Raw genomic sequence first — 24,587 nt, 5'->3', positions numbered from 1 at the left:
CAGCCGGGCGGCGGCGCCGCGGTCGCCGGGGAGCAGCGCGCGCGGCACCGCGCCGAGCGCCACGGCCGCGCGGGCGGACGCCCAGCCGGCCGCGCCGTGGTGCGTCCGGAAGTACCGCTCCTGGGACGCGTGGAAGTGGGTCTCGCGCCGGGTCGGGTCGGTGCTGGTGCCGGCGCCGACGTGGCCGGCGAGCACGTCCTCGACCACGGCCGTGCGCCAGCCGGCGTCGTGCGCGCGGCGCTGCCAGTCGGTCTCCTCGGAGTACAGGAAGAACCGCTCGTCGAACCCGCCGACTGCGGCCAGCGCCTCGGCGCGGAGCAGCAGCACGGAGCCGATCACGAAGCCGCCGGCGGTCTCCGGGACGCCGAGGCCCGCGGCCTGGCGCCACGCGGCGGCCGGCGTCGGGAACGGCCAGCGCACCCGGGCCGGGGCGCCGTCGTCGTCGACCTGGGCGGGGCCGACGGCGGCGAGACCCGCGTCGGCGCGCAGCGCGCGGTGCAGGGTCCGCACGCCGGCCAGGTCGACCCGGGCGTCGGGGTTGAGCAGCAGGACGTCCGCGCCCGGGCGCGCGCTGCGCACCCCGAGGTTCACGGCGGCGGCGAACCCGAGGTTGGCGCCGGGGTCGAGGTAGCGCGCGCCGGCGGCCTCGGCGACGCGGCGGACGTCGGGGTCGCCGGAGTTGTCGACGACGGTCACGCGCAGCGCGCCGGCCACGGGCGCGAGCGCCCGCGCGAGCAGCTTGGCGGCGCCGTACGCGACGACGACGACCTCGGGGTCGCCGGCGGGGGCGGCGCCGGCGCCCGGTTCGGTGGTCCCAGCCGCGTTCGGTGCCTCCTGGGTCCGAACTCGGCTGGGACCACCGAACTCGTCGGCCCCGGCCCCGGCGCCCGCGACGACCTCGCGGTACATCGCCTCGTACCGCTCGGCGATCGCCGCCCAGGTGTACTCGCCCGCGCGCTCCGCGCCCGCCGCGCGCATGCGCGCCGCCCGGCCCGGCTCGTCCACGACCGCCACCAGCGCGGCGGCCAGCGCCGCGGCGTCGCCCGGAGGCACCAGGGTGCCGGCCCCGCCGACGACGTCGCGCAGCGCCCCGCTGTCGGAGGCCACCACGGGCACGCCCGCGGCCATCGCCTCGACCGCGACCCGGCCGAACTGCTCGAGCCAGCCGGGCGTCGGCACGGACGGCACCGCGAGCACGTCGAGGCCCCGGTAGACCGCGGCGAGCGCCTCCCCGGACAGGTGGCCGTGGAACGTGACGCGGCCCGCCAGCGCGGGCGTCGCGGCCCGGGCGCGCAGCGCGGCCTCGTGCGGGCCGGCCCCGGCGATCGCCACGGTGATCCGCGGGTCGGCCTCGGCGGCGTCGAGCAGCACGTCGAGCCCCTTGTGCGGGTGCAGGAGGCGGCCGACGTAGCCGGTGCGTGCGGGGGCGGCCGCACCGACTACGCCGGCGTCCGTGGGGGCGCCCTCGTCCCGAGCGCCCGTCGTCCGGTCGCCCGCGTCCTGAGCTCCCGGGTGCCCGGCGACCGCGTCCTGCGGACCGGGGGGTTCGACGCCCAGCCCGACGACGTGCGCGGGGGCGGTGAGCCCCTTGGCGCGCAGCACGTCGCCGGCCTCGGCGTTGCACACGCTGACCGCGCCGGCCCCGCGCAGCGCCCACCGCTCCCACCAGCGGAACGGCACGGGGTAGCGCTTGGCGATGTTCTGCGCGGAGTAGAGCACGTAGGGGACGCGCGACCGGCGCAGCGCCCGGAGCAGCAGCACCTCGGCCGTGGCCAGCGCGGCGGGCTCCTCGTGCAGGTCGAGCACGTCCCAGTCCTCGCCGAGCGCGCGCCAGATCGGCCGCGGGTCGTAGAGGAACACGTTCGGGTGACGGCCGGTCGTGCGCACGCCGACGACGTCCTCGCCCGGCTGCGGCTCCAGGTCGACGTCCCGGCCGCCCTCCTCCCAGGTGCGCGCGCTCAGCGTCCGCACCGTCAGGCCGCGGGCGCGCAGGGCGGCCTCGCGCCCGCGCCACGCCGTGACGACGGCGCTGTGGGACACCCGGAGCACGCGCATGGGGACCATCGTGCCGGTCACCTCCACAAATCGGACATCTGGTGCAAAAGGTTCACCCGACCGGCGTGGGTGAAACACCCGCCACCTCGGTGAGGACGGCGTCCAGCCGCCCGCGCGCCCAGCCCCAGTCGTGGGTCCGCGCCCAGGACCGGCAGCGCGACCCGATCCGGCGGCGCAGCGCCTCGTCGTCGGCGAGCGCCTCGAGCGCCGCGGCGAGCTCCGCCGGGTCGTCCGGGCGCACGAGCACGCCGGCGTCGCCCGCGACCTCGGGGATGCCGCCGATGGCCGACGCCACGACGGGGACCCCGCTGGCCATGCCCTCCATGACCGTGAGCGCGAACGGCTCCGCCCACCGCGAGGGCACGACCACGACGTCCGCGTCCCGGTACACCGCGGCCACCTCGGCGCGGGGGGTGAACGGCAGCAGCCGCACCCGGTCGCCCAGCGCCGCGGCCTTCGCGCGCAGGTCCCGCTCGTACGGCGACGGGGCCGCGCCCGCGTCGAAGTTCTGCGAGCCGACCATGGTCAGCTCGACGTCGTCCCGGCCGAGCCGCGCGACCGCGTCCAGGACCACGTCCGCGCCCTTGTCCGGGATCATCCGGCCGACGAACAGCACCCGCAGCCGCTCGCCGCGCCCCTGGTCCGCGCGCGGCACGAACCGGGTGGTGTCGACGCCGTTCGGCACGACCCGGAGCCGGTCGCGCAGCCGCGCGGGCAGGTGCGCCGCGGTCTGGTCGGCCAGCGCGCCGCTCACGCAGACGATCGCGGCGGCCCGGCCGAGCACCTTGTCGGCCTCCCGGGGGGAGTAGGTGCGCAGCAGCAGGTTGTGCGCGTACAGGACTGCCGCGTGCCGGTCGTGCACCAGCGGGACGAGCTGCGGGGCGTTGTGCGCGAGCACCACACCGGGCTCCCACGCGTCCTGGTCGCCGAGCGTCGGGCGCAGCGCGCGCCGCACGCCCGGGCGGGGGAGGCCCAGCCGGCCGGCGAGGGCGTCGACGTATCGGTCTGCCGGGCGCGCGCCCGCGAGCGGGTAGCCCACCGGCTCGGCGCTCGGGTACCGGTCGGGGTAGGTGCCGTCCGCGACCACCACGCGCGGCCGCGGGGCCGCGCCGGCCGGGAGCGCCGCGCACAGGCCGTCGACGACCGTCGGGATCGCCGAGCCTGTGCGCGGGGAGAAGTGGTCGCCGGGCGTGAGCACGTGCACCTCGGGCACGCGCGCGGCCGCGCCCGCTTCCCCGCGCGCGGCAGCGCCGGCCGCGCCGGCCGCACCCGCGCCCGCCCCGCCGCCCGGCCCCGCAGGACCGCCCGACCCGCTCACCGGCGCCGGCTCCGCGGCTCGAGCCCGAGGGCCGCCCACACGTCGGCCGCCGGCCCGCGCCAGCGCGGGATCGTCCACGCCACGGGGATCGTCGCCAGCGCGCGCGCCTTCTCCGTGGCGGGCACGTCCGAGGCGAGCACGCCCCGGGCGAGCTCGACGCTGACCTTCGTGTGCGGGAACGCGAACCGCACCGACGCGGACGGGGCGTGCCAGGCGACCTGCGCCTGCCCCTGCTGGGAGAACTGCTCGCTGTGCCGGCGCTGCAGGAACAGCTGCTCGGGCACCAGCTGGAACGGCCCCTGGCAGGCGAGCTCGGCCAGGATCACCAGGTCGTTCCCGACCGTCGGCCGGATCCCCCGGGTGCGGCGCAGCGCGTCCGTGCGGTGCAGGCCGTAGAACAGGTGCGCCGCCTGCGCCCGCAGGAAGTGGCCCATCCGCTCGTGCGGCGTCGGCTCGTCGCACGCGAGGTCGGCGTCGTTCAGGTCCTCGGTGACGATCCCGCCCGCGTCCATGATCTGCGTGCGCGGGTACACCAGCACGGTCGCGGGGTCGGACTCGGCGAACACCTCCAGGCAGCGCCGGACGAACGCCGGGCGCCGGACGTCGTCGGCGGCGGCCCAGGTGAAGTACGGGGCGGTCGCCAGCGACAGCACGTGGTTGAAGTTGAACCGCCCGCCCCGGTTCTCGGGCAGCCGGACGTACCGGATGCGGTCGTCCTCGGCCGCCGCGGCGCGGCAGATCTCCTCGGTGGCGTCGGTCGAGGCGTTGTCCGAGATCACGATCTCGAGGTCGGCCTCGTCCTGCTCCCGCACCGAGTCGAGCGCGGCGGGCAGGTACTTCTCGCCGTTGTAGACGGGCATGCCCACGGTGGCCCTGGGGCTCATCGTCGTCGTCCCTCCTGGGAGCGGGTGGCGGTCGGGTCGGTCATGCGGCGGGTCCGTAGGCGGCGAGCCGCACCAGCGACACGGGCCAGGTCGGCTCGGGCTGCACGGGCTCCCACGCGGGCAGCAGCCCGCCGGACTGGCCGGAGTAGTTCACGTCGGGGACGGTGATCCCCCGGGTCGTGGTCGACGGCACCTGCACCCGGACCGCCGTGACGGTGCGGGGCTCGAAGGTCACCGACGTGGTGCGGGCCAGGAACAGCCCGTCCTGCCGGCCGACCTCCTGCCACGCGCCGTCCTCGTCCTGCACCTCGACGGTGTAGGCCCGGACCCCCGAGGTGCAGCACCGGATGCCGGCGCTCTCCACGACCACCCGGTCGACGGTGGCGGGCGACGCCAGGTCGACCTGCACCCACGGGCTGGCGTCCGGGCCGTCCTCGGTGCGGGCCCCGGCGCGCCACGGGTTCGCGCCCGCGCCGCCCTCGGCGACCAGGTCGGCGGGATCGGTGCCGTCGGTGCTGGAGCTCGCCGTCACCGTGCCGCCGGCCAGCAGGTCGGTGCCGGCGTCGGCGGCCGGGGCGACGGTGAGCGCGGCGTCCGCGGTGAGGAACACCGGCGAGCCGGTGACCGGCAGCGGGGTCGGCTCGCCGGCGGCCAGGTCGACCGTCCGGGTGCCGCCGTACACGTCGGTGACGGTCACCGTCGTCGCGGCGTCGGCGGTGACCTGCGCCTCGGTCACCTCGTCCTGCGTCCACACCGCGAGCAGCGGGTCGTCCCGGGTGCCCGCGGGGGCGGGGTTGCCCGCGGCCGAGGGCGCGCCGGTCGCCGGGCCGAACGCCATGGCGTGCAGCGCCGGGTCGCCGGTGTCGAGCAGGTCGGGCGCGCCGCGGCCGTCGAGGACCCCGGACACCGCGGCCATCGCCAGCGCGCCGGGCTTCACGAACGAGCCCAGCTGCACGAGCGACCAGGTGAAGCCGCCCTCGCCCCAGCCGCCCTCGCTGAAGAAGTACATCCACTCGTCCACGCCGAGCTCGCGCATCCACAGCAGGGAGCGGGCGACGTCGTAGGCCTGCGCCCAGTGGTTCGCCGGGCCGTCCGACCACCAGCCGGACTCGGTGTCCCAGACGGGGACGTCGGCGCCGCACGCCGCGAGCACCTCGCGCAGCGCGGTGATCTGCCCGATCGGGCCGTCCGCGCCCTCCTCGTCCCAGGACCGGTTGAACCCGGTGTAGGGGTGGATCCCGACGACGTCCATCGACGCGCAGCCGCCGGCGTCGACCACCTGCTGGTACCAGGGCACGACGACGTTCAGCGCGTTGCCGCCGACGACCCGGGCCCGCGGGTCGGCCCCGCGCACGGCGTCGGCGAACGGCGTGAGCACCTGCGTGGCGTAGGCGGCGCCGTCGCCGAAGCCGGTGTTGTTCGGCTCGTTCCACGGGGCCCAGAGGTGCAGGTCGGGCGCGCCGGCGTGCAGCGCCTCCGCGATCACCCCGACCCAGGCGCCCCAGGTGCCGTCGGCGACGGCCTCGGCCTCCGCCTCCCCGCCCTGGCCGACCTGGACGTAGAGCTGCACGTCCGAGTCGGCGGCCAGGGTCGCGGCGGCGTCGATCCCCGCGAACGGGTCGCCGTCCTCCGCGCCGGGCAGCGCCGCCAGGTCCAGCCCGGCCGCCGACGGGGTGGCCGTCACGTCCGGCACCAGCCGGCCGAAGTCGAGCTGCACCCGGTGGCTGCCGAGCCCGAGCTGCGCGGCGAGCTGGACGCCGCGCAGCGGGCCGGGCCCGCCCCAGTCGGCGCCCCCGGCCAGCGAGGCCGGGTCGTAGGTCGCGCCGTCCGCGCCGACGGCGTAGCGCAGGCAGGTGGCGGTGCGGACCGCGCCGGTCGCCTTCTCGACCAGAGTGGCGTGCACCTCGTACGGCCCGGGCCGCGCGGCGGGCAGGTCGAGCGGCACCTCCCCGCCGTCGGCCGGGATCGCCACGGTGCCGGACGTCGCCTCGACGGGCGGGTCCAGCCAGGGGTCGCCGGTCACCTCGTAGCGGAGCTCGTAGGCGTCGGCGAGCGCGCCCCACGACGGGGCGAACGCGGCGTGCACCGCGGGCGTCGTCCCGGGCCCGAAGTAGTCGTCGGTCGCGTCGGTGCCGAGTCCCGCGCCGAAGCCGAGCAGGTCGAGCGAGGACGCGTGGTTCACGTCCCAGACGATCGGGGCGTCGAGCAGCAGGTCCAGGTCCGCGTCCTCGACGCGGGACAGCTGCAGGCCGCCGCCCTCCTCGCGGGGGGAGGCGAAGTAGACGGCGTCGCCGCCGCGCACGAACGGGGTCAGGTCGGCGAACCGGAAGGTCGAGCCCTGGCCCTCGCCGGACAGCGACTGGCGCCGCCAGACGCCGTCGGGGCCGACCTCGAGCAGCCGCCAGGTCGGCCCGGCGACGAGCAGCCCGCCGTCCGCGGCCGTGGCGACCCCGGTCGGGTGGTCCAGGCCCGGCGCGCCGCCGTTCGACCCGCCGGACAGCGGCCCCTCGATCCGCAGCCCCGGGGTGCCGTCCGCGGCGTACCGCACGAGCGCGATCGACGACGACTGGTCGTCGGCGTCGCTCATCAGCACGAGCGACCCGTCGTCCTGCGGGTAGAACCGGGGGTACGAGCCCCACTCGAGCTCCGGGCCGTCGCCGTCCACGGTGCCGTCGGCGCGCAGCAGCGCCAGCCGGTGCGAGTCGGCGAGCACGACGGTCGCGAGCGCGCCCGAGCGGCCCGCGGTCCAGCCGAGCACCGCCCGGACGTCGCCGCGGTCGAGCGCGGCGAGGTCCCAGGTGGTGCTCGGGTCGGCCGAGCCCGCGGCCCACAGCGCCACCGTCGTGCCGCCGGCCGAGCCGTCGGTCGCCAGGACGCCGCCGTCGGTCGTCAGGGCGAAGCTGCCGGGCGCGTCGTCGCCGCCGTCGACGACCACGGGCGTGCCGGCCTTCCCGGCGGACGTCCAGCGGCCGATCGTCGTGGTGCCGCCGTCGCGCTGCAGCGCGGCCACGTGGTCGCCGGTCGCCGCGAGCTGGAGCGGCACCGCGTCGCCCAGGTCGGCGAGGTCCTGCACGTCCGCGACCGGGGCGTCGGCGGCGAGCGCGGCGTACCGGTCGGGGTCGGCGACGCCGCACATCCGCGCCGCGGGGTCGCCCGCGGTCGGCGCGCTGGCCACGGCGCCGTCGCCGGTGCCGGGCTGCTGCGCGGCGAGCTGCCACAGCCCGATCCCGGCCGAGGCGCCGAGGACCGCGGTCAGGCCCAGGACCACACCACGGCGGCCCCACCGGCGGCGGGGGGCCGGGGCGGGGGCGCCGGGGGGCGGGTCGACCGGCGGGACGGCGGGCGCGGCCACGTCAGATCACGTCCGCGAAGCCGCGTTCCATCTTCGAGAAGATCAGCGCGCCGCCGACGAACACCGCGACGCTCACCCCCGCCGTCGCGGCCATCTGCCACGTCGCGGGCTCCGCGAGGCCGAGCAGCGACCACCGGAAGCCCTCGAGGATCCAGGTCAGCGGGTTGATGTCGAACAGCCAGCGGATGCCCTCGCCGACCTCGCTGAGCGAGTAGGCGAGCGGGCTGGCGTACAGCAGGGTCTGCAGCGCGAACGGCACCACGTAGGCGATGTCGCGGAACTTCACCATGAGCGCCGAGGCGGCCATGCCGAGCCCGGAGCCCAGCAGGATCACCGCGAGGATCCACAGCGGCAGCGTGAGCAGGGCCCAGGTGATCGGGATGTCGTACCAGATGATCAGCCCGACCATCAGCACGCCCGCCACCAGGAAGTCCACCAGCACCGACAGCACCGAGGACAGCGGGACGAGCAGCCGCGGGAAGAACACCTTCGACACCAGGGCCTGGTTGTTCACCAGCGACGGCGCGGCCCGGGAGACGATCCCGTTGAACAGCGTCCACGCGAGCATGCCGGTGAACGAGAACACGAAGTACGGGACGCCGTCGCTGGACAGGTCGGCGATCTGCCCGAACACGATGGAGAAGATGCCGGCGCTCAGCAGCGGCTGCAGGACCACCCAGATCACGCCGAGCGCGGTCTGCCGGTAGCGCAGCTTGAGGTCGCGGATGCCGAACCGGGTGAAGACCTCGCGGGCCTCCCACATCTCGCGCCACGCCGGCAGCGGCAGGCGCCCGGGCGGGTTGATGACAGTCGTGCGCGTGGCCATCGCTCAGCGCCTCTCGTAGTCGAAGTCGGCGAGGACGAGGCCCGCGTCGAGCCCCTCGTCGGAGACCGCCTGCGGGTAGGGCAGCACCGGGTGGATCTCGAACCGGCCGGCGCCCTCGAACGAGTCGAGCACCCCGGAGGAGCACACGAACAGGTCGACGGTGTACTCGCCGGGCTTGAGCCAGGGCTCCTTGATGGTGAGCGCGATCTTCTGCTCCTGCGCCGGGTCCAGCCACAGGCCGCGGACCCGGGAGTCGCACTGCAGGATCGTGGTGCCGTGCCGGTCGTTGATGTGGCAGGACACGAAGTACTTGCCGATGTAGTCCGCGTTGGCGGACACCAGGAACTCGATGGTCTTCGGCTCGGTGGTCTTGTACAGCGGGCTGGAGACGGTCGCGGAGGTGATCCGGACCTCGCCCGTGCCGGGGCGCCGGTCGATGTCGGTCTGGCTGATCGCGACCCGGTCCCGGCTGGTCTGGTAGAGCTCGATCGCGTCGTCGACCGTGCCGTGCATGACGAGCTTCCCGTGCTCCAGGAAGATCGCCGACGTGCACAGCGTCTTGACGGTCTGCACCTGGTGCGACACGTACAGCACGGTGCGGCCCTCGGACGCGACGGTCCGCATCCGGTCGAGGCACTTGGCCTGGAACTCGGCGTCGCCCACCGCGAGGACCTCGTCGACCGCGAGGATCTCGGTGTCGAGGTGCGCGGCGACCGCGAACGCCAGCCGGACGTACATGCCGGAGGAGTAGCGCTTCACCGGGGTGTCGAGGAACTTCTCGACGCCCGAGAACGCCACGATCTCGTCGAAGCGCTGCTTGATCTCGCTCTTGCGCATCCCGAGCAGCGTGCCGTTGAGGAACACGTTCTCGCGGCCGGTGAGCTCCGGGTGGAAGCCGGTGCCGACCTCCAGCAGCGAGCCGACCCGGCCCGCGAGCTCGATCCGGCCGCGCGTGGGCGCCGCGACGCGGGTGAGCAGCTTGAGCAGGGTCGACTTGCCGGCGCCGTTGCGGCCCAGGATGCCGACGGCCTCGCCGCGGGGGATCTCGAAGCTCACCTCGTCGAGGGCGCGGAACTCCTCGTACTGCGCGCGCTGCAGCGGGTGCCGCAGGCGCTGCAGCACCGCCTCGGCGGCCGTGGACGGGGCGTCGTCGGAGGTGGCGATCCGGTACGACTTCCCGACCCCGGCGGCCCGGATGGCGACATCGGTCATGACTGGTCTCCGTGCTGCTGGGGGGTCGTGTACAGGCGCTCGTACGCGTCGGCGACGGCGGTGAGCGAGAAGGCGCGGGACCGGTCGAGGCCCGCGGCGGACAGCGCTGCGCGGCGCGGGGCGTCGATCAGCACGTCGGCCAGCGCGGTGCCCAGGTCGTCCAGCTCGGCGAGCACCGCGGCGCGGCCCTCGTCGGAGACGTACCGGGCGCCGACGTTCGGGGTGGCGACGACCGGCAGGCCGCTGGCCATCGCCTCGGCGTACGGGATGCCGAAGCCCTCGTAGGACGACGGCAGGCAGAACACCCAGGCGCGGCGGTAGGCGTCGGCCAGGTCCTCGTCGGACAGCCGGCCGAGCACCTTGATGCCGGGCCCGGGGTCTGCGGGGGCGTCCCGCGTGACCATCCACAGCTCGGCCTCCGGCACCCGCGGCAGCACGTCCCGGGCGAACGCCGCCGCCAGGTCCTTCCCGCGCTTGCGGCCGTGCCAGGTGCCGACGAACAGCACCACCGGGTGGTCCGCGCGGCCCGCCGCGTCGCCCGGGGTGAACCGCGCGGTGTCGACGCCGTTCGGGATGACGTCGTGGGACCGCGGCACCCACCGCCGGGTCTGCGGGGACACCACGACGACCCGGTCGGCGACGACGGAGGCGAGCACCTCGGTCATGCCGAGCAGCAGCATCCGGAGCTTCTCCTTGGCGCCGCGGATGTGCTTCGCCTCCTCGAAGCAGGAGCCGTGCACCGTGCGGACGTGCAGCGGCGCGCGCCGGCGCCACAGCCAGTAGTCGTCGCCGTGGGCGTGCAGCACGTCGTAGCCGGTGAAGTCCTGCTTGCGCAGGTCGGTGGCGAACCGGAAGGTGCGCAGCGAGCCCGACATCGCGACGTGCCGGTGCCCGTAGGTCGCGCCGGGGACGGGCGGGCAGTCGCTGAACATGTCGACCTGGTGGCCGCGGCGCGCCAGCTCGGTGGCGAGCTCGTGGGCCTGGAAGCCGACGCCGATCTTGCTGCCCGACGGGAGGTAGTAGGACAGCATCGCGATGCGCAGCGGGGCCGCGGTGGTGGCCTCACCCATGCGCGACGCCGTCCGACGGGGCCGGGGCGCCCAGCGCGTGCGGGGTCAGCACCCGCGCCGGCTCGGTGGCCAGGGTGCTCGTGCCCGTCAGACCGTCGCGCAGCGCCGCGAGCCAGGCGTGCCCGTGCTCCAGGTCGGGCTCGAGGTAGTTCCCCTCGGCCCACTCGTTCCAGGACTTCACCCACAGCAGCCGCTCGGCGGGCCGGCGGTCCTGCAGCGTCGCGACGGCCTGGCGGACGTGCCGGCCGAACAGCTCGGGGGAGGAGCCGGTGACGGCCAGCCCGCGCGTGCCCGAGCGGGGGGTGTTGTCCCAGTTCGGGTAGATGCACGGCTGCAGGTTCTCGGAGATCCCGTGCGGGGCGGGCTCGAAGTCGGGCGCGTACGGGTACACCTCGGGGCGGCCCAGCTTGCGGCCGACCCGCATCCGCAGCACGTCGGCGCGGGTCTGCCGGGCGGGGATCCGCATGTAGACGCCGGCGTCGAAGCCGGCCGCGTCCACGTCGGTGTACTTGGGGCCGCGGCCGAGCAGGTCGGACACCTCGGCCACCAGGTACAGGCCGGGCAGGCCGGCCGCGCGGGCCATCGCCTGCCAGCGGTCGACGAACGCGGCGGCGTCCGGCAGGTCCTCCGGCCGGAACACGTAGAACACGGGGCGGTCGTCCACCCGCAGGTAGCGCTCGTCGCGGAACGCGGGGAGCAGCGAGTCGAAGTGGGCCTGCTCGTCCTCGGGCCCCGGGTACGTCTGCTCCATCAGGATGCGGTCGCTGGCGCCGTGCCAGATGCCGCTCCAGGTCTGGTTGGCCCACGCCAGGCAGAACTTCACCGACGGGGCGCCGGACGCGAGCACCTCGGTGAACGGGCGCTCGAGGATCCGCCGGCCGCCGCCGAACCAGTAGTGCCAGTAGATGAACGCCTCGACGCCGTACTGCTGCGCGAGGTCGCTCTGCGCCTCGCGGGCCTCGGGCATCCGGAGGTCGTAGAAGCCCAGGTCCGCCGGGAGGTGCGGCTGGTTGTGGCCCCGGAACAGCGGGCGGGCCTTCGCGGCGTTGCGCCACTCGGTGAAGCCGGGGCCCCACCACGCGTCGTTCTCCGGCACCGGGTGGTACTGGGGCAGGTAGAACGTGACGGCGCGGGCGCGCAGGTCCGTGCTGCTGTCGGTGGACGCCACGGTCCCCCCTCTCCTGATGGTCCTGGGTGGCCGGGGGGACGGGTCGTCGTCCCCAGGCCCGTTCCTGCTGGCATGAAGCCTATGAGTAGATTTGTCCGGTTTGTCCGCCGACCCCGGGTGAAGCCGCTGGCATCCGGGTGATCCGCCGCCGGCGCCGCGGGCGCGCTCGGCCTCCGCCTTCCGGTCCCGCCCACTCCGATCGGGGGAGGCCGCGCCGGAAGGCGCAGGTCGCGCGCGTCCCCACCCCTTTCTCGCGCCGCCGCCCGATCCCGAGGGGGGCGGCGCGAGAATCGGGTGGCGAAGCGGGCCGGGGCCGCGCCGGGTCGCCGGGCCCAGGCCGTGCGCGGCCGGTCAGGCCAGGGCCGCCTGGGCCTCGCGCAGGCGGTCGACCAGCCGGCCCTCCGGGAGCCGGACGTCGTCGTACGTGAGCGTCGCGTCCTTCGGGACGTCCCGGACGAGGACGCAGCCTTCCGCGACGCCGACCGGCAGCAGGCGCTCCGACCGCGTCACGTCGGCGCGCTCGGCCTGGCCGTAGTAGTGGTACCCGCCGAGCGCGTCCAGCACGGTGCCGGCCGCGAGGTCGGTCTTGGCCGTGGTCACGACCTCCACCGACGGCGCCCCGAGCGGGCGGATCGTCGCGTCGCCGAGCAGCGCGGCCCGGGCGATCGTCGTCGGCACCTCGAAGTGGCACAGGTGGTACGGCTGGTAGAACGAGTAGAGCGGCCCGGTGCCCAGCTTGTAGAGCTCCAGGTAGTGCCGCTGCTTCGGGTCGTCGTGCGTCGCCAGGACGTAGACGCCCGGCCCGGGGCGCGCCCCGACCACGTAGTCGACGGCCCCGCCCAGCGCGCGGAGCTCGTCCACGTCGTACCGGGTGGTCAGCTCGTCGACGTGCCCGTCGTGGTCCATCCCGAGCATCCCGCGCCGGTGCACCGACATGCCGGTGGCGTTGGCGACCAGCGCCTGCTCGACGGAGACCTTGGTGCCGTCCGCGAACGACGTGACCATGTGCGGGTCCTGGCCCCACCGCTCGGCGAACGCCTTCTGCGTCGTCGGGGTGCGGTACTCGTCCTGCAGGCCCTTGATGTTGCCCGCCACCAGCGGCGTCAGGCCGAGCCCGGTGACGAACCGGTGCAGGTTCATCTGCACGCCGGGCTGGTCGCCGTCGCAGCCGGTGTAGACGACGCCGGCCTTGTCGGCCAGGCGGGCGAGCTCGCCGCCGACCGTGGCGTCGACCTCGGCGTTCATCAGCACCAGGTGCTTGCCGTGCTCGAAGCAGGCGAGCGCGACGTGCGCGCCGAACTCCACCGCGCCGGTCACGTCCACCACCACGTCGACCGCGTCGGACGCGACCGCCACGCGGTAGTCGGCGGTCACGGCCGGGGTCCCGGACGCGGCGGCGCGCGCCAGGGCGGCGGGGGAGTCCACCTCGACGACGCCCGTGAGCCCCGCCTCGGTGTACGCCCGGACGCCCTGCTCGGGGTGCCGGGCGGCGATGGCGACGACGTCCATCCCGGGCACGGAGTTGACGATCTGGTTCACCAGGCCGCGGCCCATGAACCCGGCGCCGACCAGGGCCACCCGGATCGGGCGGCCGTCGGCCTGGCGCGCCTTCAGCAGCGAGTCGACGACGATCACGGCGCCACCTCGGCGGCGTCGGACGAGACCAGCGGCCACGCCGCGTCCTTGTCCGAGATCACCGTGACCGGCACGGGCCACTCGATGCCGAACGCGGCGTCGTCGTACCGGAAGCCCTGCTCGCCCTCGGGCGCGTAGGGCCCGCTGACCTGGTAGATCACCTCGGCGCCGTCGGTCAGCGTCTGGTAGCCGTGCGCCACGTACGGCGGGATGAACAGCGCCCGCCGGTTCGCGGCCGAGAGCTCGACCAGCACGTGCTCGCCGTAGGTCGGGGAGTCCGGGCGGACGTCCACGGCCACGTCGACGATCGCGCCGGCGGTGCAGCGGACCAGCTTGCCCTCGGCGTACGGCGGCACCTGGCGGTGCAGGCCGCGCAGCGTCCCGGCCACGTGGTTGTACGACAGGTTGCACTGGGCGACCGTCGTGTCCAGGCCGTGCGCCTCGAACTCGGTGGTGTCGAACGTCCGGGCGAAGAACCCGCGGTCGTCGCCGCGCTCCTCCAGGTCGACGATCATCACGCCGTCGACCGCGGTCGGGGTGTACTTCACGGGTTCACCGTCCAGAAGAGCTGCGGGTCCACCTGGCCGGTCTTGAGCAGGTGCTCGATCTGCGCCAGGCGGGTGTGGCCGCGCCCGGTGAACGTGTCGGCGTCGAGCTGGATCTGCTCGAACACCCGGTGCAGCTGGGCGGCACCGGCGGCGGCGTCCCAGTCGGTCTCGAACCCGGGGAGCACCTCGCGGATCTTCGCGAACGACACCCGGTACGACCGGTTGTCCGCGCTCGGCTCGCCGAACGACACCTCGCAGCCGGGGAACTCGGCCCCGACGGTCTCGGCGATCTCGCGCACCGTGTAGTTGTTCGCGTCGGCGCCGACGTTGAGCACCTGCGCGTGCACGTCCTCGCGCGGGGCGTCGAGCACCGCGCGGATCGCCTTGGCGATGTCCAGGCCGTGCACCAGCGGACGCCAGGGCGTGCCGTCGGAGGTCATCGCGATCCGGTGCGTCGTCCAGGCCAGGCCGGCCAGGTTGTTCAGCACGATGTCGAACCGCTGCCGCGGCGAGGCGCCGAACGCCGTCGCGTTGCGCAGGAACGTCGGCGAGAACTCGTCGTCGGCCAGCGCCGTGACGTCCCGCTCGACCAGGGCCTTGCACCGGGCGTAGGCGGTCTGCGGGTCGGTCGGGCTGGTCTCGTCGACCGTGCCGTCGGCGACGCCGTAGACCGAGCAGGACGACATGTAGACGAACCGACTCACGCCGGCGCGCTTCGCGGCCGAGGCCAGCGCGACCGAGCCGTGGTGGTTGATGTCGTACGTGACCTCGCCGATGCGGTCGCCGATCGGGTCGTTCGACAGCTCGGCCATGTGCACGACGGCGTCGTAGCCGACCAGGTCGTCCGGGGTGACGTGCCGGATGTCCTTGACCAGCGTGTGCGGGGTCTCGTGGACGCCGTTGTAGAGCCAGCCGTTCTTGTAGTAGCCGGTGTCGAGGCCGGTGACCTCGTCGCCGCGGCCCAGCAGCGTCGGTGCGAGCAGGCTGCCGAGGTAGCCCTCGGTGCCGGTGACCAGGATGCGCACGCGCTCAGTCCTCCCAGATCTTCCAGGGGGCGCGACCTGCGTCCCACAGTCCGTTCAGCTCCGTCCAGTCACGGAACGTGTCCATGCCCATCCAGAAGCCCTCGTGCTCGTACACGGAGAGCTGGCGGTCCCGGGCGAGCTGCTGCAGCGGCGCGCTCTCGAGCATCACCGCCGGGTCGTCGTCGAGGTACTTGTCGACGAACTCGCGCTCGAACAGGAAGAACCCGCCGTTGACCCAGCCGTCGGCCAGGGTCGGCTTCTCGTTGAACTCGACGACCGTGTCGCCCTCGACCCGCATCTCGCCGTAGCGGCTGGACGGGTGCACACCGGTGAGCGTCCCGAGCAGCCCCTGCTCGACGTGGTGCCGCAGGGCGCCGGTGATGTCGACGTCGCCGATGCCGTCGCCGTACGTGAGGGCGAACCGGTCGGCGTCGAGGTGCTGGGCGACGCGGCGGATGCGCGCGGCGGTCGCCGTGGTCAGCCCGGTCTCGACGAACGTGATCTCCCAGTCCTCCTTGGCGGCGGTGCCGTGGAAGACGGGCTCCGACTCCGCGCCGTCCGCCCCGAGGTGCAGCGTGAAGTCCGACGTCAGGTGCCGGTAGTCCAGGAAGTACTGCTTGATCAGGTCGCTCTTGTACCCGAGCGCCAGCACGAACCGGCGGAAGCCGTGCTCGCTGTACGTCTTCATGATGTGCCAGAGGATCGGCCGGCCGCCGATGTCGACCAGCGGCTTGGGCAGCTTCTCGCTGGCCTCGCGGAGGCGCGTCCCCATGCCGCCGCACAGGATCACCACCGGGATGTCGGCGGGCGACAGGTCGCCTGCGGTCATGGCTCCTCCTCGGACGGGGGTGTGGGATGGCGCCGCGAACGCCGCGCGGCAGCCCCGAGGCTAGTCCGGGCATTTCGGGCCAGACAGGTACTAACGGGTGAAAACCGGACATATCACCCCAAGGGGGCCGCGGTCGGGTGGCGGGGGTCCCCCGGGTGGCGCAGGCAGCCCCATGCGCGGCCGACGGCGGCGGTTGTCGTCGGTGGGCGGGCGCTCGCGGAGGGCTCGTCGGCGGCGGTCCGGGCGAAACCTGTCGAGCGTTCGGGTGAAAACCGCCAAAACGGACAAACCGGGCTGGTTGCCGCGGGCACACTGACGTCCGGTGGGCCGATGCGACGTCCCGCCCGGCTGGATGCGAGGGGGAGGTCGATGGTCGTCGAGAAGCCGGCGCTGCACGGCACCCGCCCCGCGCCGCGGGCCCCGGGGGAGACCCTGGTGCTCCGGCGCGACCTGGGCGAGTTCGGGGCACCCGCGCCACGTCCGCTGCCCGACCGGGCGGCGCTGCGCCTCGCGCGCCCGCTGCTCCGGGGGGTCGCACCCACCGCCTGCGTGCGCACCGCGGACGCGGTCGCCGCCCTGACCTACGACGACGGACCGCACCCCGACCACACGCCGGGGCTGCTGGACCTGCTCGCCGACCGGGGCCTGCACGCCACGTTCTTCGTCCTGGCCGACGCCGCCGAGGCGCACCCGGACCTGGTGCGGCGCCTGGTCGCCGAGGGCCACGAGCTCGCGCTGCACGGCCCCGACCACGGGCGGCTCAACCGGCTGCAGGACGCCGAGGCGATCCGCGTGGTCGCCGACGCCCGGCGCCGCGTGGAGGCGGTCGCCGGCGTGCCCGTCACGCTGTTCCGCCCGCCCTACGGCGCGCACCGGCCCCGGTCGCTGCGCGGCTGGACCCGGTCGGGGCTCGACGTCGTCATCTGGTCGGGCTGGGCGGAGGACTGGGTCGACGCGCCGGTCGCCGAGGTCGCCGCCCGCGCCCGCGCGGCGCTGCACCCCGGCGGGATCCTGCTGCTGCACGACACCCGGGCCGACCCCGAGACGCTCGCCCCCGGCGAGTCCCTGCCGACCTTCGACAGGGCCGCCGTCACCGCGGCTCTGGTCGACCCGCTGCTCGCGGAGGGCTGGTCGTTCGACACCGTCGGCGGCCTCCTCGGTCGGTACCCGCGCGTCCGGTCCGTGTTCCGGGAGCTGATGTCGTGAGCGGGCTCCGGGACGGCGTCGCGCGACCCGCCGGCGTCGAGCTCACCGTGGTCATCGCCGCCTTCGACGCCGAGGCCACCCTCGGGGCGCAGCTCGACGCGCTCGCGGCGCAGTGCGTGCCGTTCGACTGGGAGCTCGTCGTCGCGGACAACGGCTCCACCGACGGGACCGTGGACCTGGCCCGCTCCTACGCGGACCGGCTGCCGATCCGGGTGGTCGACGCCTCCGCCACCCGCGGGGCCGGCGCGGCCCGCAACGTGGGCGTCTCGGTGGCGCGCGCGCCGCTGGTCGCGTTCTGCGACGCGGACGACGTCGTGGGCGACGGCTGGCTCGTGGCGATGCGGACCGCGCTGCGCACGCACGCGTTCGTCGCGGGGCGGTTCGACGGCGAGCGGCTGAACGGGCCGCGGGTGCTGCGGTCCCGGACGATCCCGCAGACGGCGGGCCTCCAGGAGTCCACGCTGCTGCCGGGGCTGCACGCCGCCGGGGCCGGGAACATGGGCATCCGTGCGGACGTGTTCCGGGCGGTCGGCGGGTTCGACCCGGGCTGCCTGTTCCTCGAGGACACGGACCTGTGCTGGCGGGTGCAGCTCGCCGGGGTGCCGCTGACCTGGGTGCCGGAGGCGGTGCTGCACGTGAGGCTGCGCGGGACGCTGCGGTCGACGCTGCAGCAGGGGTACCACTACGGCTCGGGCGAGCACTGGCTGGCCCTGCGGTACCGGGAGCAGGAGGAGCGGCTGCGGGCGCTCGCGGCGCCCGGGCAGGCGGCCGGGGTGACCGGGGTGGGTGGCCCGGGGGCGTCCTCCGGGTCTGCCGCGACGGCCGCGCACCCGGACGGCCACGTCGGCCTGCGACGGGCGCTGCACCGCGTGCGCCTCGTCGGGCGCGACCTCGCCCGGGTCCGCTCGGTGGCTGAGTTCCGGTCCTGGTGCTGGGACCTCGGCTTCGGCCTGGGCTTCGCGTTCGCGCGCCTCGACACCCCGCGCCCGGTGGCCGTGCCCCGGGTCGCACCCGGCGGCGCTGCCGCGCTGCCCCCGGCGGACCGCACGGTCCCCGCCTGATCCGCGGCGCCGGGCCCGCGCCCCCCTCGCGGCCCGGCGCCGCTGCCGCCTGTGCCCGGGCGCGCCGCCGCCCGTGCCCGGGCGCGCCGCCGAGTCTCCGATCCCGGACTGCGTCGCGCGGGTCGCGGACAGGCGCGGGACGGAGACTCGGCGTCGGGGGCCGCGCGTCGTCAGGCCGCGTGCGCCGCCGGGACCGCGGCGTCCAGCTGGTCCACGATGTGCCGCGCGATCTCCAGCGACGCGGTGGCCGCGGGCGACGGCGCGTTCAGCACGTGCACCTGCCGCCCCTCGCTCTGCAGCAGGAAGTCGTCGACCAGCCCGCCGTCCCGGCGCAGCGCCTGCGCGCGCACCCCGGCCGGCGCGGGGACGAGGTCGCCCGCCGTGATCCCCGGGACGAGCCGGGACAGGCTGCGCGCGAAGGCCTTCCGGGAGAGCGACCGGCCGACCTCGGCGGCGCCGGGCACCAGGTTGCGCGCGGCGAGCCGCCACAGCCCGGGCCACGCGAGGCTGTCGGCGAGGTCGCGCGGCGAGACGTCGGTCCAGGTGTAGCCCTCGCGGGCGAGCGCCAGCACCGCGTTCGGCCCGGCGTGCACGTGCCCCTCGATCCCGCGGGTGAGGTGCACGCCGAGGAACGGGAACCGCGGGTCGGGCACGGGGTAGATGAGCCCGCGGACCTGGGCGCCGGCCTCGGGGGTCAGCTCGAAGTACTCGCCGCGGAACGGCACGATCCGGGCCTCGGGCTCGAGCCCGCACGCCCGTGCGAGCCGGTCGGCGTGCAGCCCGGCGCAGACCACGAGCGCGTCGGCCTCCCGGTCGGCGCGCGACGTGCGGATCTCCACCCGGCCGGGGGCCCCGGGCGCGTCCGGGACCGTGCGCGCGGCGAGCACCTCCTCGCCGAACAGGATCCGGCCGCCGGCGGCCTCGACGTCCGCGGCGAGCGCCCGGCACACGCCGGGGTAGTCGACGATGCCGGTGCTCTCGACCCGCAGGGCGGCCACCGCGCGCACGTGCGGCTCGTGCTCCCGGGCCTCCGTGGGCGTCAGCCGGCGGGCCGGCACGCCGTTCGCCTCCGCGCGGCCGGCGAGCTTCTCCAGCTGCGGCACCTCGGCGTCCGACGTGGCGACGACGAGCTTGCCGCACACCTCGACGGGGACGCCCTTCGCGCGGGCGTACTCGACCATCGAGCGGGCGCCGGCCGCGGCCATCGTCGCCTTCAGGCTGCCGGGCGCGTAGTAGAGGCCCGAGTGGATGACGCCGGAGTTCCGGCCGGTCTGGTGCAGCGCGAGCCCGTCCTCCTTCTCCAGGACGGTGACCTCGTCGCCGCGCGCGGCGAGCCGGGCGGCGACCGCCAGCCCGACGATGCCGGATCCGACGACGACGACGTGGCTCATGGCGCGCTCCTCGGTGCTGGGCCCTGGTCAGGGCGGTGCGGGCCGGCTCGCCCGCACGGCGAGGCTAGCCGCCGGATCTGTCCCCTATGTCGTGTTTCACCCCAATTCACCCTTCGGGCGGTGCCCCCGGCGGGGGACGCCGACCTACGCTCGGGGCCATGACCCCCCCGAGCACGGTGAGTGCCGTCGTGTACTCCCGCAACGAGGCCGACCAGCTGCGCGACTGCCTCCCGCTGCTGGCCGGCTTCGACGAGGTGCTCGTCTGCGACATGGGGTCGACCGACGACACCCGCGAGGTCGCCGCGGCGCACGGCGCGCGGGTCGTGCCGGTGCCGGACGCCCCCGTCGTCGAGGAGGTCCGCCAGCGCGGGCTCGACGCGGCGACCAGCGACTGGGTGCTGTTCGTCGACGCCGACGAGCACCTGCCCACCGGGTTCCGCGCCGCGCTGCAGCCCGTCCTGGACCGGCCCGACGTGGCCGGGGTGCGGCTGCGGTACGACAACGTCGCCTACGGCCGGATGCTCGAGCACTCGCTGCAGGGCAGCGCGAAGTACGCCCTGCTCCGCCGCGGCCGCGCGCACTACGCCGAGCCCGCGCTCGCGCACGTGCCGCCGGTGCTCGACGGGCCCGGGGTCGACGCGCCGGCCTCCGTGCCCGCCATCGCGCACCTGAACTTCCGCTCGGTCGGCCAGACCACCGAGAAAGTGCTCCGGTACGCCGCCAACAACCCCGGCCGGTTCACCCGGTTGGACGACCCCGTCCGGCTGGTCCGCGAGCTGCTCCGCTCGACCGTGTTCAGCGGCGCGTGGCGGGACGGGCGCGCGGGGTTCGCCGTCGCGGCCCTGCACACCTTCGGCCACCTGTACGGCTCGCTGCTCGAGGCCGAGCGCGCCGGCACCCTGACGCAGGACGTCCCCGCGCGGGACGCCCGGCTGCTCGGCGCCGTCGAGGGCGTGCAGCGCGCCGGGGTCGCCGCGCGCGACCGGGTGCGCCGGGTCGGTCGGGGTCGGCGGTGACCGCCCCCGCGGCTCCGACGGGGTACGTGCACGTCACCCGCCTCCCGCCCAGCCCCAGCGGCGTCGCCGCGTACGCCGCCGCCTTCCGCCCCGTGCTCGACGCGCTCGGTCCGACCGGCACCGAGCCGCTGCCGCCCGCGCCCGAGGCGTCCCAGTCCGCCGCGCTCGCCGTCCGGCTGGCGCGCCGCCTGGCCCGGCACGACCCCGGCGCGGTCCTCGTCGTCGAGCAGGCCGGCCGCGGGCTCGCCGAGTTCTGGGCCGCCTGGTGGGCCGCGCGGCGCGGGCGCCGGGTCTGGCTGATGGTGCACGACGTCCCCGAGCTCTCCGGCGGGCCGTTCTTCACCACGCTGCTCGACCGCCGGGGCGGCCGCCGGGTCGCCGCGGCGCTGTCCGGCACCCTCGGCCGGCGCGCCGAGCGCGACCTGCTGCGCCGGGCCGAGCGGGTGCTCTGCCTGTCGCCGTCCGGCGCCGCGGCGCTCGCGGCCGCGCACCGGCTGGACCGGCCCGTCGAGGCGCTGCCGCACGTCGGCGCCGCCACCGACGACCCCGTCGACGGGCGCACCGAGGTGCTCGTGCCGGGGTACGTCGCCGCCGCCGAGGACGTGCTGCCCCTGGTGCGCGCCGCCGCCGAGCTGCCGGACGGCTGGGTGCTGGCGGTCGGCGCCTGCGGCGAGGAGACGGCGCGCGCGCTCGCGGCCGCCGCGGAGGCCGCCGGGACCGCCGACCGGGTGCGGCTGCTCGGCTTCCTGCCCGAGGAGGGCGTGCGCGCCGCGTTCGCGCGGGCCGCGGTCGTGGTGCGCTGGCGGCGCGACGGCTGGGGCGGCGGCGGGGCGCACGCGGTGAGCGGTCCGCTGGTCGCCGCCCTCGGGAACGGCTGCGCGGTCGTCACCAACGACTCCCGGGGCGCCGGGCACCTGTTCGACGAGGCCCGGGTGGTCGTCGTCGGCGACGGGGCGACCGGCGAGCGGGCGCTGCTCGACGCCGTCCGGTCGCTGGTGGCCGATCCCGCCGACCGGCGGGCGCGCGGCGAGGCCGGCCGGGCGCTGGTCCGGCGGGAGCACACGGTGGCGGCGCTCGCGGCGCGGCTGCGCGGCGGGGCGACCGCCCCGGAGCACGAGCACGCGGGCGCGGCCCGCGGGGAGGACGGCTGACGTGGGTCGACGGGGTGAGCTCGTCTTCAACCGGGCGCTGACGCACGTGCCCAGCAACGAGCTGCGGATCCGCACGCTCCGGCGCCTGGGCGCGGACCTCGGCGAGCACGTGTACCTGTTCGGCGGGTCCGAGGTGCTCGAGCCGGGCAACCTGCGGATCGCCGGGCGCTGCCACGTCGGGCGGTTCTGCCAGATCGACGCCCGCGGCGGCATCGACATCGGCTACGACGTGGTCATCGCCAGCCACGTCCTGCTGGTCACCGCCGACCACGACCTGCGGGACCCCGGGTTCGCCGGCCGGCTCGGGCCGATCACCATCGGCGACCGGGCCTGGCTCGCGAGCCGGTCGACCGTCGTGCGCGGCGTGACCATCGGCGAGGGCGCCGTCGTGGCCGCCGGCGCCGTCGTCACCCAGGACGTCGAGCCCTGGACGATCGTCGGCGGGGTGCCCGCCCGTCCGATCGGGGAGCGGCCGCGGGAGCAGCACTACCGCATCGACTACGGGCCCGAGCGGTACTGACGCCCAGCGGGCTCGCGCAGCCCTGCCCTCTGTGATCTGCTACGGGTGATTTGTCCCGTTTGTGGGCCAGGCAGGGGGAGCCATGACCGCAGCACGCCCGACCGCCGACGGGCCGCCCGGGGGCCGACGCGAGGCCGCGCTCGACGTCTCGGTGGTGATCGCCGCCCGGGACGCCGAGGCGACGCTGCCCGCGCAGCTCGACGCGCTCGCCGCGCAGGACCCGGCCTGCACCTGGGAGGTGCTGGTCGCCGACAACGGCTCGACCGACGGCACCCGCGACGTCGTCCGGGACGCCGTGCGGGGACCGGCGGAGGTGCGCCTCGTCGACGCCTCCGGGATCCGCGGGGCCGGTGCCGCCCGGAACGCCGGGGCGCGCGCGGCCCGGGGCCGGGACCTGCTGTTCTGCGACGCCGACGACGTCGTCGCGCCCGGCTGGGTCGACGCCCTGCACGGCGCGCTCCAGGACGCCGACGTCGCGGCCGGGCGCCTGGAGTGGGAGCGGCTCAACAGCCGTGCGGCGCAGGGGTCCCGCGCGCTGCCGCAGGTCGACGGCCTGCAGTACACCGAGCCGCTGCCCCGGCTCGGGAGCGCCAGCTCCAGCAACCTCGCCGTCCGGCGGACGCTGTTCGACCGGCTGGGCGGCTTCGACGTCCGCGCGCGCTACCTCCAGGACACCGACCTGTGCTGGCGCGCCCAGCTCGCCGGCGGGGCGCTCGCGTTCGAGCCCGACGCCGTGGTGCACATGCGGCTGCGCGACGGCCTCGTCGGGGCCTGGCGGCAGGGGCGCGGCAGCGGGATGGGGCAGCGGTGGCTGGCCGCGCGGTACGCCGAGGTGGCGGCGCAGGCGGCGGGGGCGGCGGGGGACGGGTCGGCGCCGGTGGCCGGCGACGGCTCGGTCGCGGGCGACGACCGCGGTGCCGCGCGACGCTGGCCGGCGCGGATCGCCCGGCGGGCGTGGCTCGTGGCCGGCGAGGCCGCCCGGATCCGGTCCCGGGGCGACGTCGCGCGGCTGTCCTGGAGCACCGGGTTCGGCATCGGGTACGCCCGCGGCGGGCTGCCCGACCCGGAGCCGCTGCGCGCGGGGGAGCTCGCGGTGGCCGGCTGCGGGCACGAGGCGGGCTGAGCCGGCGCGCGGTGGTCCGCGTGCCGGCGAAGCGGGATGGCCCGCGCCGTCGGCCCGGGGCGGGTCGTCGGGGTCGGCCGCACCCGCACGGGTGACCCGCGTCCGGCGACCGGGCGACCCCCGGCGCGCGCACCCGGGTGACCGACTCGACGCGCACCTGTCCGGTTTGCGAGGGTATGTCGACATTCTCGGCAGCACCTGACGCCGAGCCGGCGGGAGGTGACGCGTGATCGACGCCCGGGCCCGCGCGGACGTGTCCGTCGTCGTGGTCGCGCGCGGCGACGAGCACGGCCTCCTGCACACCCTGCGCAGCCTGCTGGACTCCCTCGACCACGCCGCCGGCCGCCGGGACGACCGGACCTCCTGGCTCCGCGGCGAGCGGCTGCACGGTGAGCTGCTCCTCGTCGCCCGCGACCTCGGCCGCCTGCCCGCGCTGCCCGCCGACCCGCGGCTCCGCGTCGTCGCCGCCCCCGGGGTGACCGGCGGGCGCGCCCGGAACGTCGGCGTCGCCGCGGCGCGCGGCCGGTACCTGCTGTTCACCGACGCCCAGGTCCGGGTGGCCGCCGACTGGGTGCTCGCGCTCACCGCGCCGCTGCGCTCCGGCCGCGCCGACCTGACCGGCGGGGCGGTGCGGCTGACCGCGAACCTCGAGCGGCCCTGGCTGACGGAGGACCTCGCCGCCGCCTACCTCGACCTCGTCCCGGACCCGCCCGAGATCGGCCGGGCGTTCAGCGGCGTCAGCATGGCCGCGACGCGGGCGGTCCTGGAGGCGGTCGGCTTCGACGAGGCGCTCGGCACCGCGCGCTGCCCCGACGGGCTCGACGTCGTGTTCCGGCGCGACGTCGTCGGCGCGGGCTTCCGCGAGCGGGCCGTCGCGGGCGCCGTGGTCGAGCGTGACCTCGGTCCGCGCGCGCTCGTCCGCCGGGCGCTCATCGAGCGGGCCCGAGGGCACGGACGTGCCGCCGCGTACGTCGACCGGCGGCTGCGGGACGTCCGCCCCGCCGCGCCGGTCGTGCTGCTGCGGCTCGCGGGCCGGTGGCTGCGGCTGCTGGCGCTCGGGCACGGCCGCGGGCGCGCCCGGGCGCGGCTGCGGGCGCACGCCGCCGTCGCGTACCACCGCGAGACCCTGCGGCTGCTGCGCGCGCCCGTGCGCGAGCGCCCCGCGTCCGCCGCCAGCGACGCCCCCGGCGGCGGCGG

Annotated in this window: 20 protein-coding genes; 7 read left to right on the top strand and 13 right to left on the bottom strand. The window is 76.3% G+C overall.

All coding sequences use genetic code 11. The features are described 5' to 3' along the window. The 12 genes from KVT14_RS17485 to KVT14_RS17430 form a co-directional block, all read right to left on the bottom strand. Positions 1–2,055 (bottom strand): glycosyltransferase (locus KVT14_RS17485; RefSeq protein ID WP_217616835.1); only part of this gene is annotated, 2,055 nt, incomplete at its 3' end. 52 nt (positions 2,056–2,107) lie between these two features. Further along, positions 2,108–3,268, bottom strand: coding sequence for a glycosyltransferase family 4 protein (locus KVT14_RS17480; RefSeq protein WP_217616834.1), 1,161 nt, complete (start codon positions 3,266–3,268; stop codon positions 2,108–2,110). A 101-nt stretch (positions 3,269–3,369) separates the two neighbouring features. Further along, on the bottom strand, positions 3,370–4,257 hold the full coding sequence (locus KVT14_RS17475) for a glycosyltransferase family 2 protein (RefSeq protein WP_217616833.1): 888 nt from the start codon (positions 4,255–4,257) through the stop codon (positions 3,370–3,372). 40 nt (positions 4,258–4,297) lie between these two features. Further along, entirely contained in the window at positions 4,298–7,609 is a 3,312-nt protein-coding gene (locus KVT14_RS23515; protein ID WP_217616832.1) for a discoidin domain-containing protein, read from the bottom strand. Position 7,610: 1 nt separating this feature from the next. Continuing rightward, positions 7,611–8,435 (bottom strand): ABC transporter permease, encoded by an 825-nt coding sequence (locus KVT14_RS17465; protein ID WP_147795756.1) that lies wholly within the window; start codon positions 8,433–8,435, stop codon positions 7,611–7,613. A gap of 3 nt (positions 8,436–8,438) precedes the next feature. Continuing rightward, positions 8,439–9,647, bottom strand: coding sequence for an ABC transporter ATP-binding protein (locus KVT14_RS17460; protein ID WP_217616831.1), 1,209 nt, complete (start codon positions 9,645–9,647; stop codon positions 8,439–8,441). After that, positions 9,644–10,717, bottom strand: a complete 1,074-nt coding sequence (locus tag KVT14_RS17455) for a glycosyltransferase family 4 protein (RefSeq protein WP_217616830.1) — start codon at positions 10,715–10,717, stop codon at positions 9,644–9,646. The genes KVT14_RS17460 and KVT14_RS17455 overlap by 4 nt, the downstream gene beginning before the upstream one ends. Continuing rightward, positions 10,710–11,885 (bottom strand): glycoside hydrolase family 99-like domain-containing protein, encoded by a 1,176-nt coding sequence (locus KVT14_RS17450; RefSeq protein WP_217616829.1) that lies wholly within the window; start codon positions 11,883–11,885, stop codon positions 10,710–10,712. Before KVT14_RS17450 ends, KVT14_RS17455 begins: the two co-directional genes overlap by 8 nt. Positions 11,886–12,236: 351 nt before the next feature. Then, entirely contained in the window at positions 12,237–13,520 is a 1,284-nt protein-coding gene (locus KVT14_RS17445; RefSeq protein ID WP_217616828.1) for an NAD(P)H-dependent oxidoreductase, read from the bottom strand. Further along, positions 13,517–14,068 carry a dTDP-4-dehydrorhamnose 3,5-epimerase gene (rfbC, locus tag KVT14_RS17440; protein WP_217616827.1) on the bottom strand — a complete coding sequence of 184 codons (552 nt, stop codon included), beginning with the start codon at positions 14,066–14,068 and terminating at the stop codon, positions 13,517–13,519. Before rfbC ends, KVT14_RS17445 begins: the two co-directional genes overlap by 4 nt. Next, positions 14,065–15,093 (bottom strand): NAD(P)-dependent oxidoreductase, encoded by a 1,029-nt coding sequence (locus KVT14_RS17435; protein WP_217616826.1) that lies wholly within the window; start codon positions 15,091–15,093, stop codon positions 14,065–14,067. Before KVT14_RS17435 ends, rfbC begins: the two co-directional genes overlap by 4 nt. Before the next feature lie 4 nt (positions 15,094–15,097). After that, positions 15,098–15,922, bottom strand: coding sequence for a glucose-1-phosphate cytidylyltransferase (locus tag KVT14_RS17430; RefSeq protein ID WP_217616825.1), 825 nt, complete (start codon positions 15,920–15,922; stop codon positions 15,098–15,100). Between the two features lie 369 nt (positions 15,923–16,291). On the opposite strand from KVT14_RS17430, the gene KVT14_RS17425 reads away from it, so the two are divergent. Together KVT14_RS17425 and KVT14_RS17420 are read left to right on the top strand one after the other, a co-directional pair. Beyond that, complete coding sequence (locus tag KVT14_RS17425; RefSeq protein ID WP_217616824.1) at positions 16,292–17,128, top strand: polysaccharide deacetylase family protein; 837 nt, start codon at positions 16,292–16,294, stop codon at positions 17,126–17,128. Continuing rightward, positions 17,125–18,189, top strand: coding sequence for a glycosyltransferase family 2 protein (locus tag KVT14_RS17420; protein WP_217616823.1), 1,065 nt, complete (start codon positions 17,125–17,127; stop codon positions 18,187–18,189). The genes KVT14_RS17425 and KVT14_RS17420 overlap by 4 nt, the downstream gene beginning before the upstream one ends. Before the next feature lie 170 nt (positions 18,190–18,359). Here KVT14_RS17420 and lhgO read toward each other — a convergent pair whose 3' ends face one another. Beyond that, a complete protein-coding gene (gene lhgO, locus KVT14_RS17415; RefSeq protein WP_217616822.1) occupies positions 18,360–19,580 on the bottom strand; it encodes an L-2-hydroxyglutarate oxidase in 1,221 nt (406 codons plus the stop codon). Between the two features lie 158 nt (positions 19,581–19,738). Between lhgO and KVT14_RS17410 the strand changes: the two genes are divergently transcribed. The 5 genes from KVT14_RS17410 to KVT14_RS17390 form a co-directional block, all read left to right on the top strand. After that, positions 19,739–20,596: a glycosyltransferase gene (locus KVT14_RS17410; RefSeq protein WP_217616821.1), complete on the top strand. Its 858-nt coding sequence runs from the start codon at positions 19,739–19,741 to the stop codon at positions 20,594–20,596. Continuing rightward, complete coding sequence (locus tag KVT14_RS17405) at positions 20,593–21,747, top strand: glycosyltransferase (protein WP_217616820.1); 1,155 nt, start codon at positions 20,593–20,595, stop codon at positions 21,745–21,747. The genes KVT14_RS17410 and KVT14_RS17405 overlap by 4 nt, the downstream gene beginning before the upstream one ends. 1 nt (position 21,748) lies before the next feature. Continuing rightward, the gene (locus tag KVT14_RS17400) at positions 21,749–22,267 is read left to right on the top strand and encodes a DapH/DapD/GlmU-related protein (RefSeq protein WP_147795766.1); all 519 of its coding nucleotides are present in this window, start codon (positions 21,749–21,751) and stop codon (positions 22,265–22,267) included. 82 nt (positions 22,268–22,349) lie between these two features. After that, entirely contained in the window at positions 22,350–23,390 is a 1,041-nt protein-coding gene (locus tag KVT14_RS17395; protein WP_217616819.1) for a glycosyltransferase family 2 protein, read from the top strand. 226 nt (positions 23,391–23,616) lie between these two features. Then, positions 23,617–24,587, top strand: a 971-nt coding sequence (locus KVT14_RS17390) for a glycosyltransferase (protein WP_217616818.1), incomplete at its 3' end; no start/stop codon positions are given.

The sequence above is a fragment of the Cellulomonas sp. GbtcB1 genome (assembly GCF_019091725.1).
GTDB lineage: Bacteria > Actinomycetota > Actinomycetes > Actinomycetales > Cellulomonadaceae > Cellulomonas.
The sequence above is the reverse complement of the archived record's forward strand: the minus strand, read 5'-3'. Positions and strand labels throughout refer to the sequence as shown.

Bases quoted from the DNA above. Each gene is read 5' to 3' on its own strand.
- lhgO (WP_217616822.1), bottom strand. From the start codon at position 19,580: ATGAGCCACGTCGTCGTCGTCGGATCCGGCATCGTCGGGCTGGCGGTC.
- KVT14_RS17410 (WP_217616821.1), top strand. From the start codon at position 19,739: ATGACCCCCCCGAGCACGGTGAGTGCCGTCGTGTACTCCCGCAACGAG.
- KVT14_RS17475 (WP_217616833.1), bottom strand. From the start codon at position 4,257: ATGAGCCCCAGGGCCACCGTGGGCATGCCCGTCTACAACGGCGAGAAG.
- KVT14_RS17395 (WP_217616819.1), top strand. From the start codon at position 22,350: ATGACCGCAGCACGCCCGACCGCCGACGGGCCGCCCGGGGGCCGACGC.
- KVT14_RS17455 (WP_217616830.1), bottom strand. From the start codon at position 10,717: ATGGGTGAGGCCACCACCGCGGCCCCGCTGCGCATCGCGATGCTGTCC.
- KVT14_RS17460 (WP_217616831.1), bottom strand. From the start codon at position 9,647: ATGACCGATGTCGCCATCCGGGCCGCCGGGGTCGGGAAGTCGTACCGG.
- KVT14_RS17465 (WP_147795756.1), bottom strand. From the start codon at position 8,435: ATGGCCACGCGCACGACTGTCATCAACCCGCCCGGGCGCCTGCCGCTG.
- KVT14_RS17430 (WP_217616825.1), bottom strand. From the start codon at position 15,922: ATGACCGCAGGCGACCTGTCGCCCGCCGACATCCCGGTGGTGATCCTG.
- KVT14_RS17425 (WP_217616824.1), top strand. From the start codon at position 16,292: ATGGTCGTCGAGAAGCCGGCGCTGCACGGCACCCGCCCCGCGCCGCGG.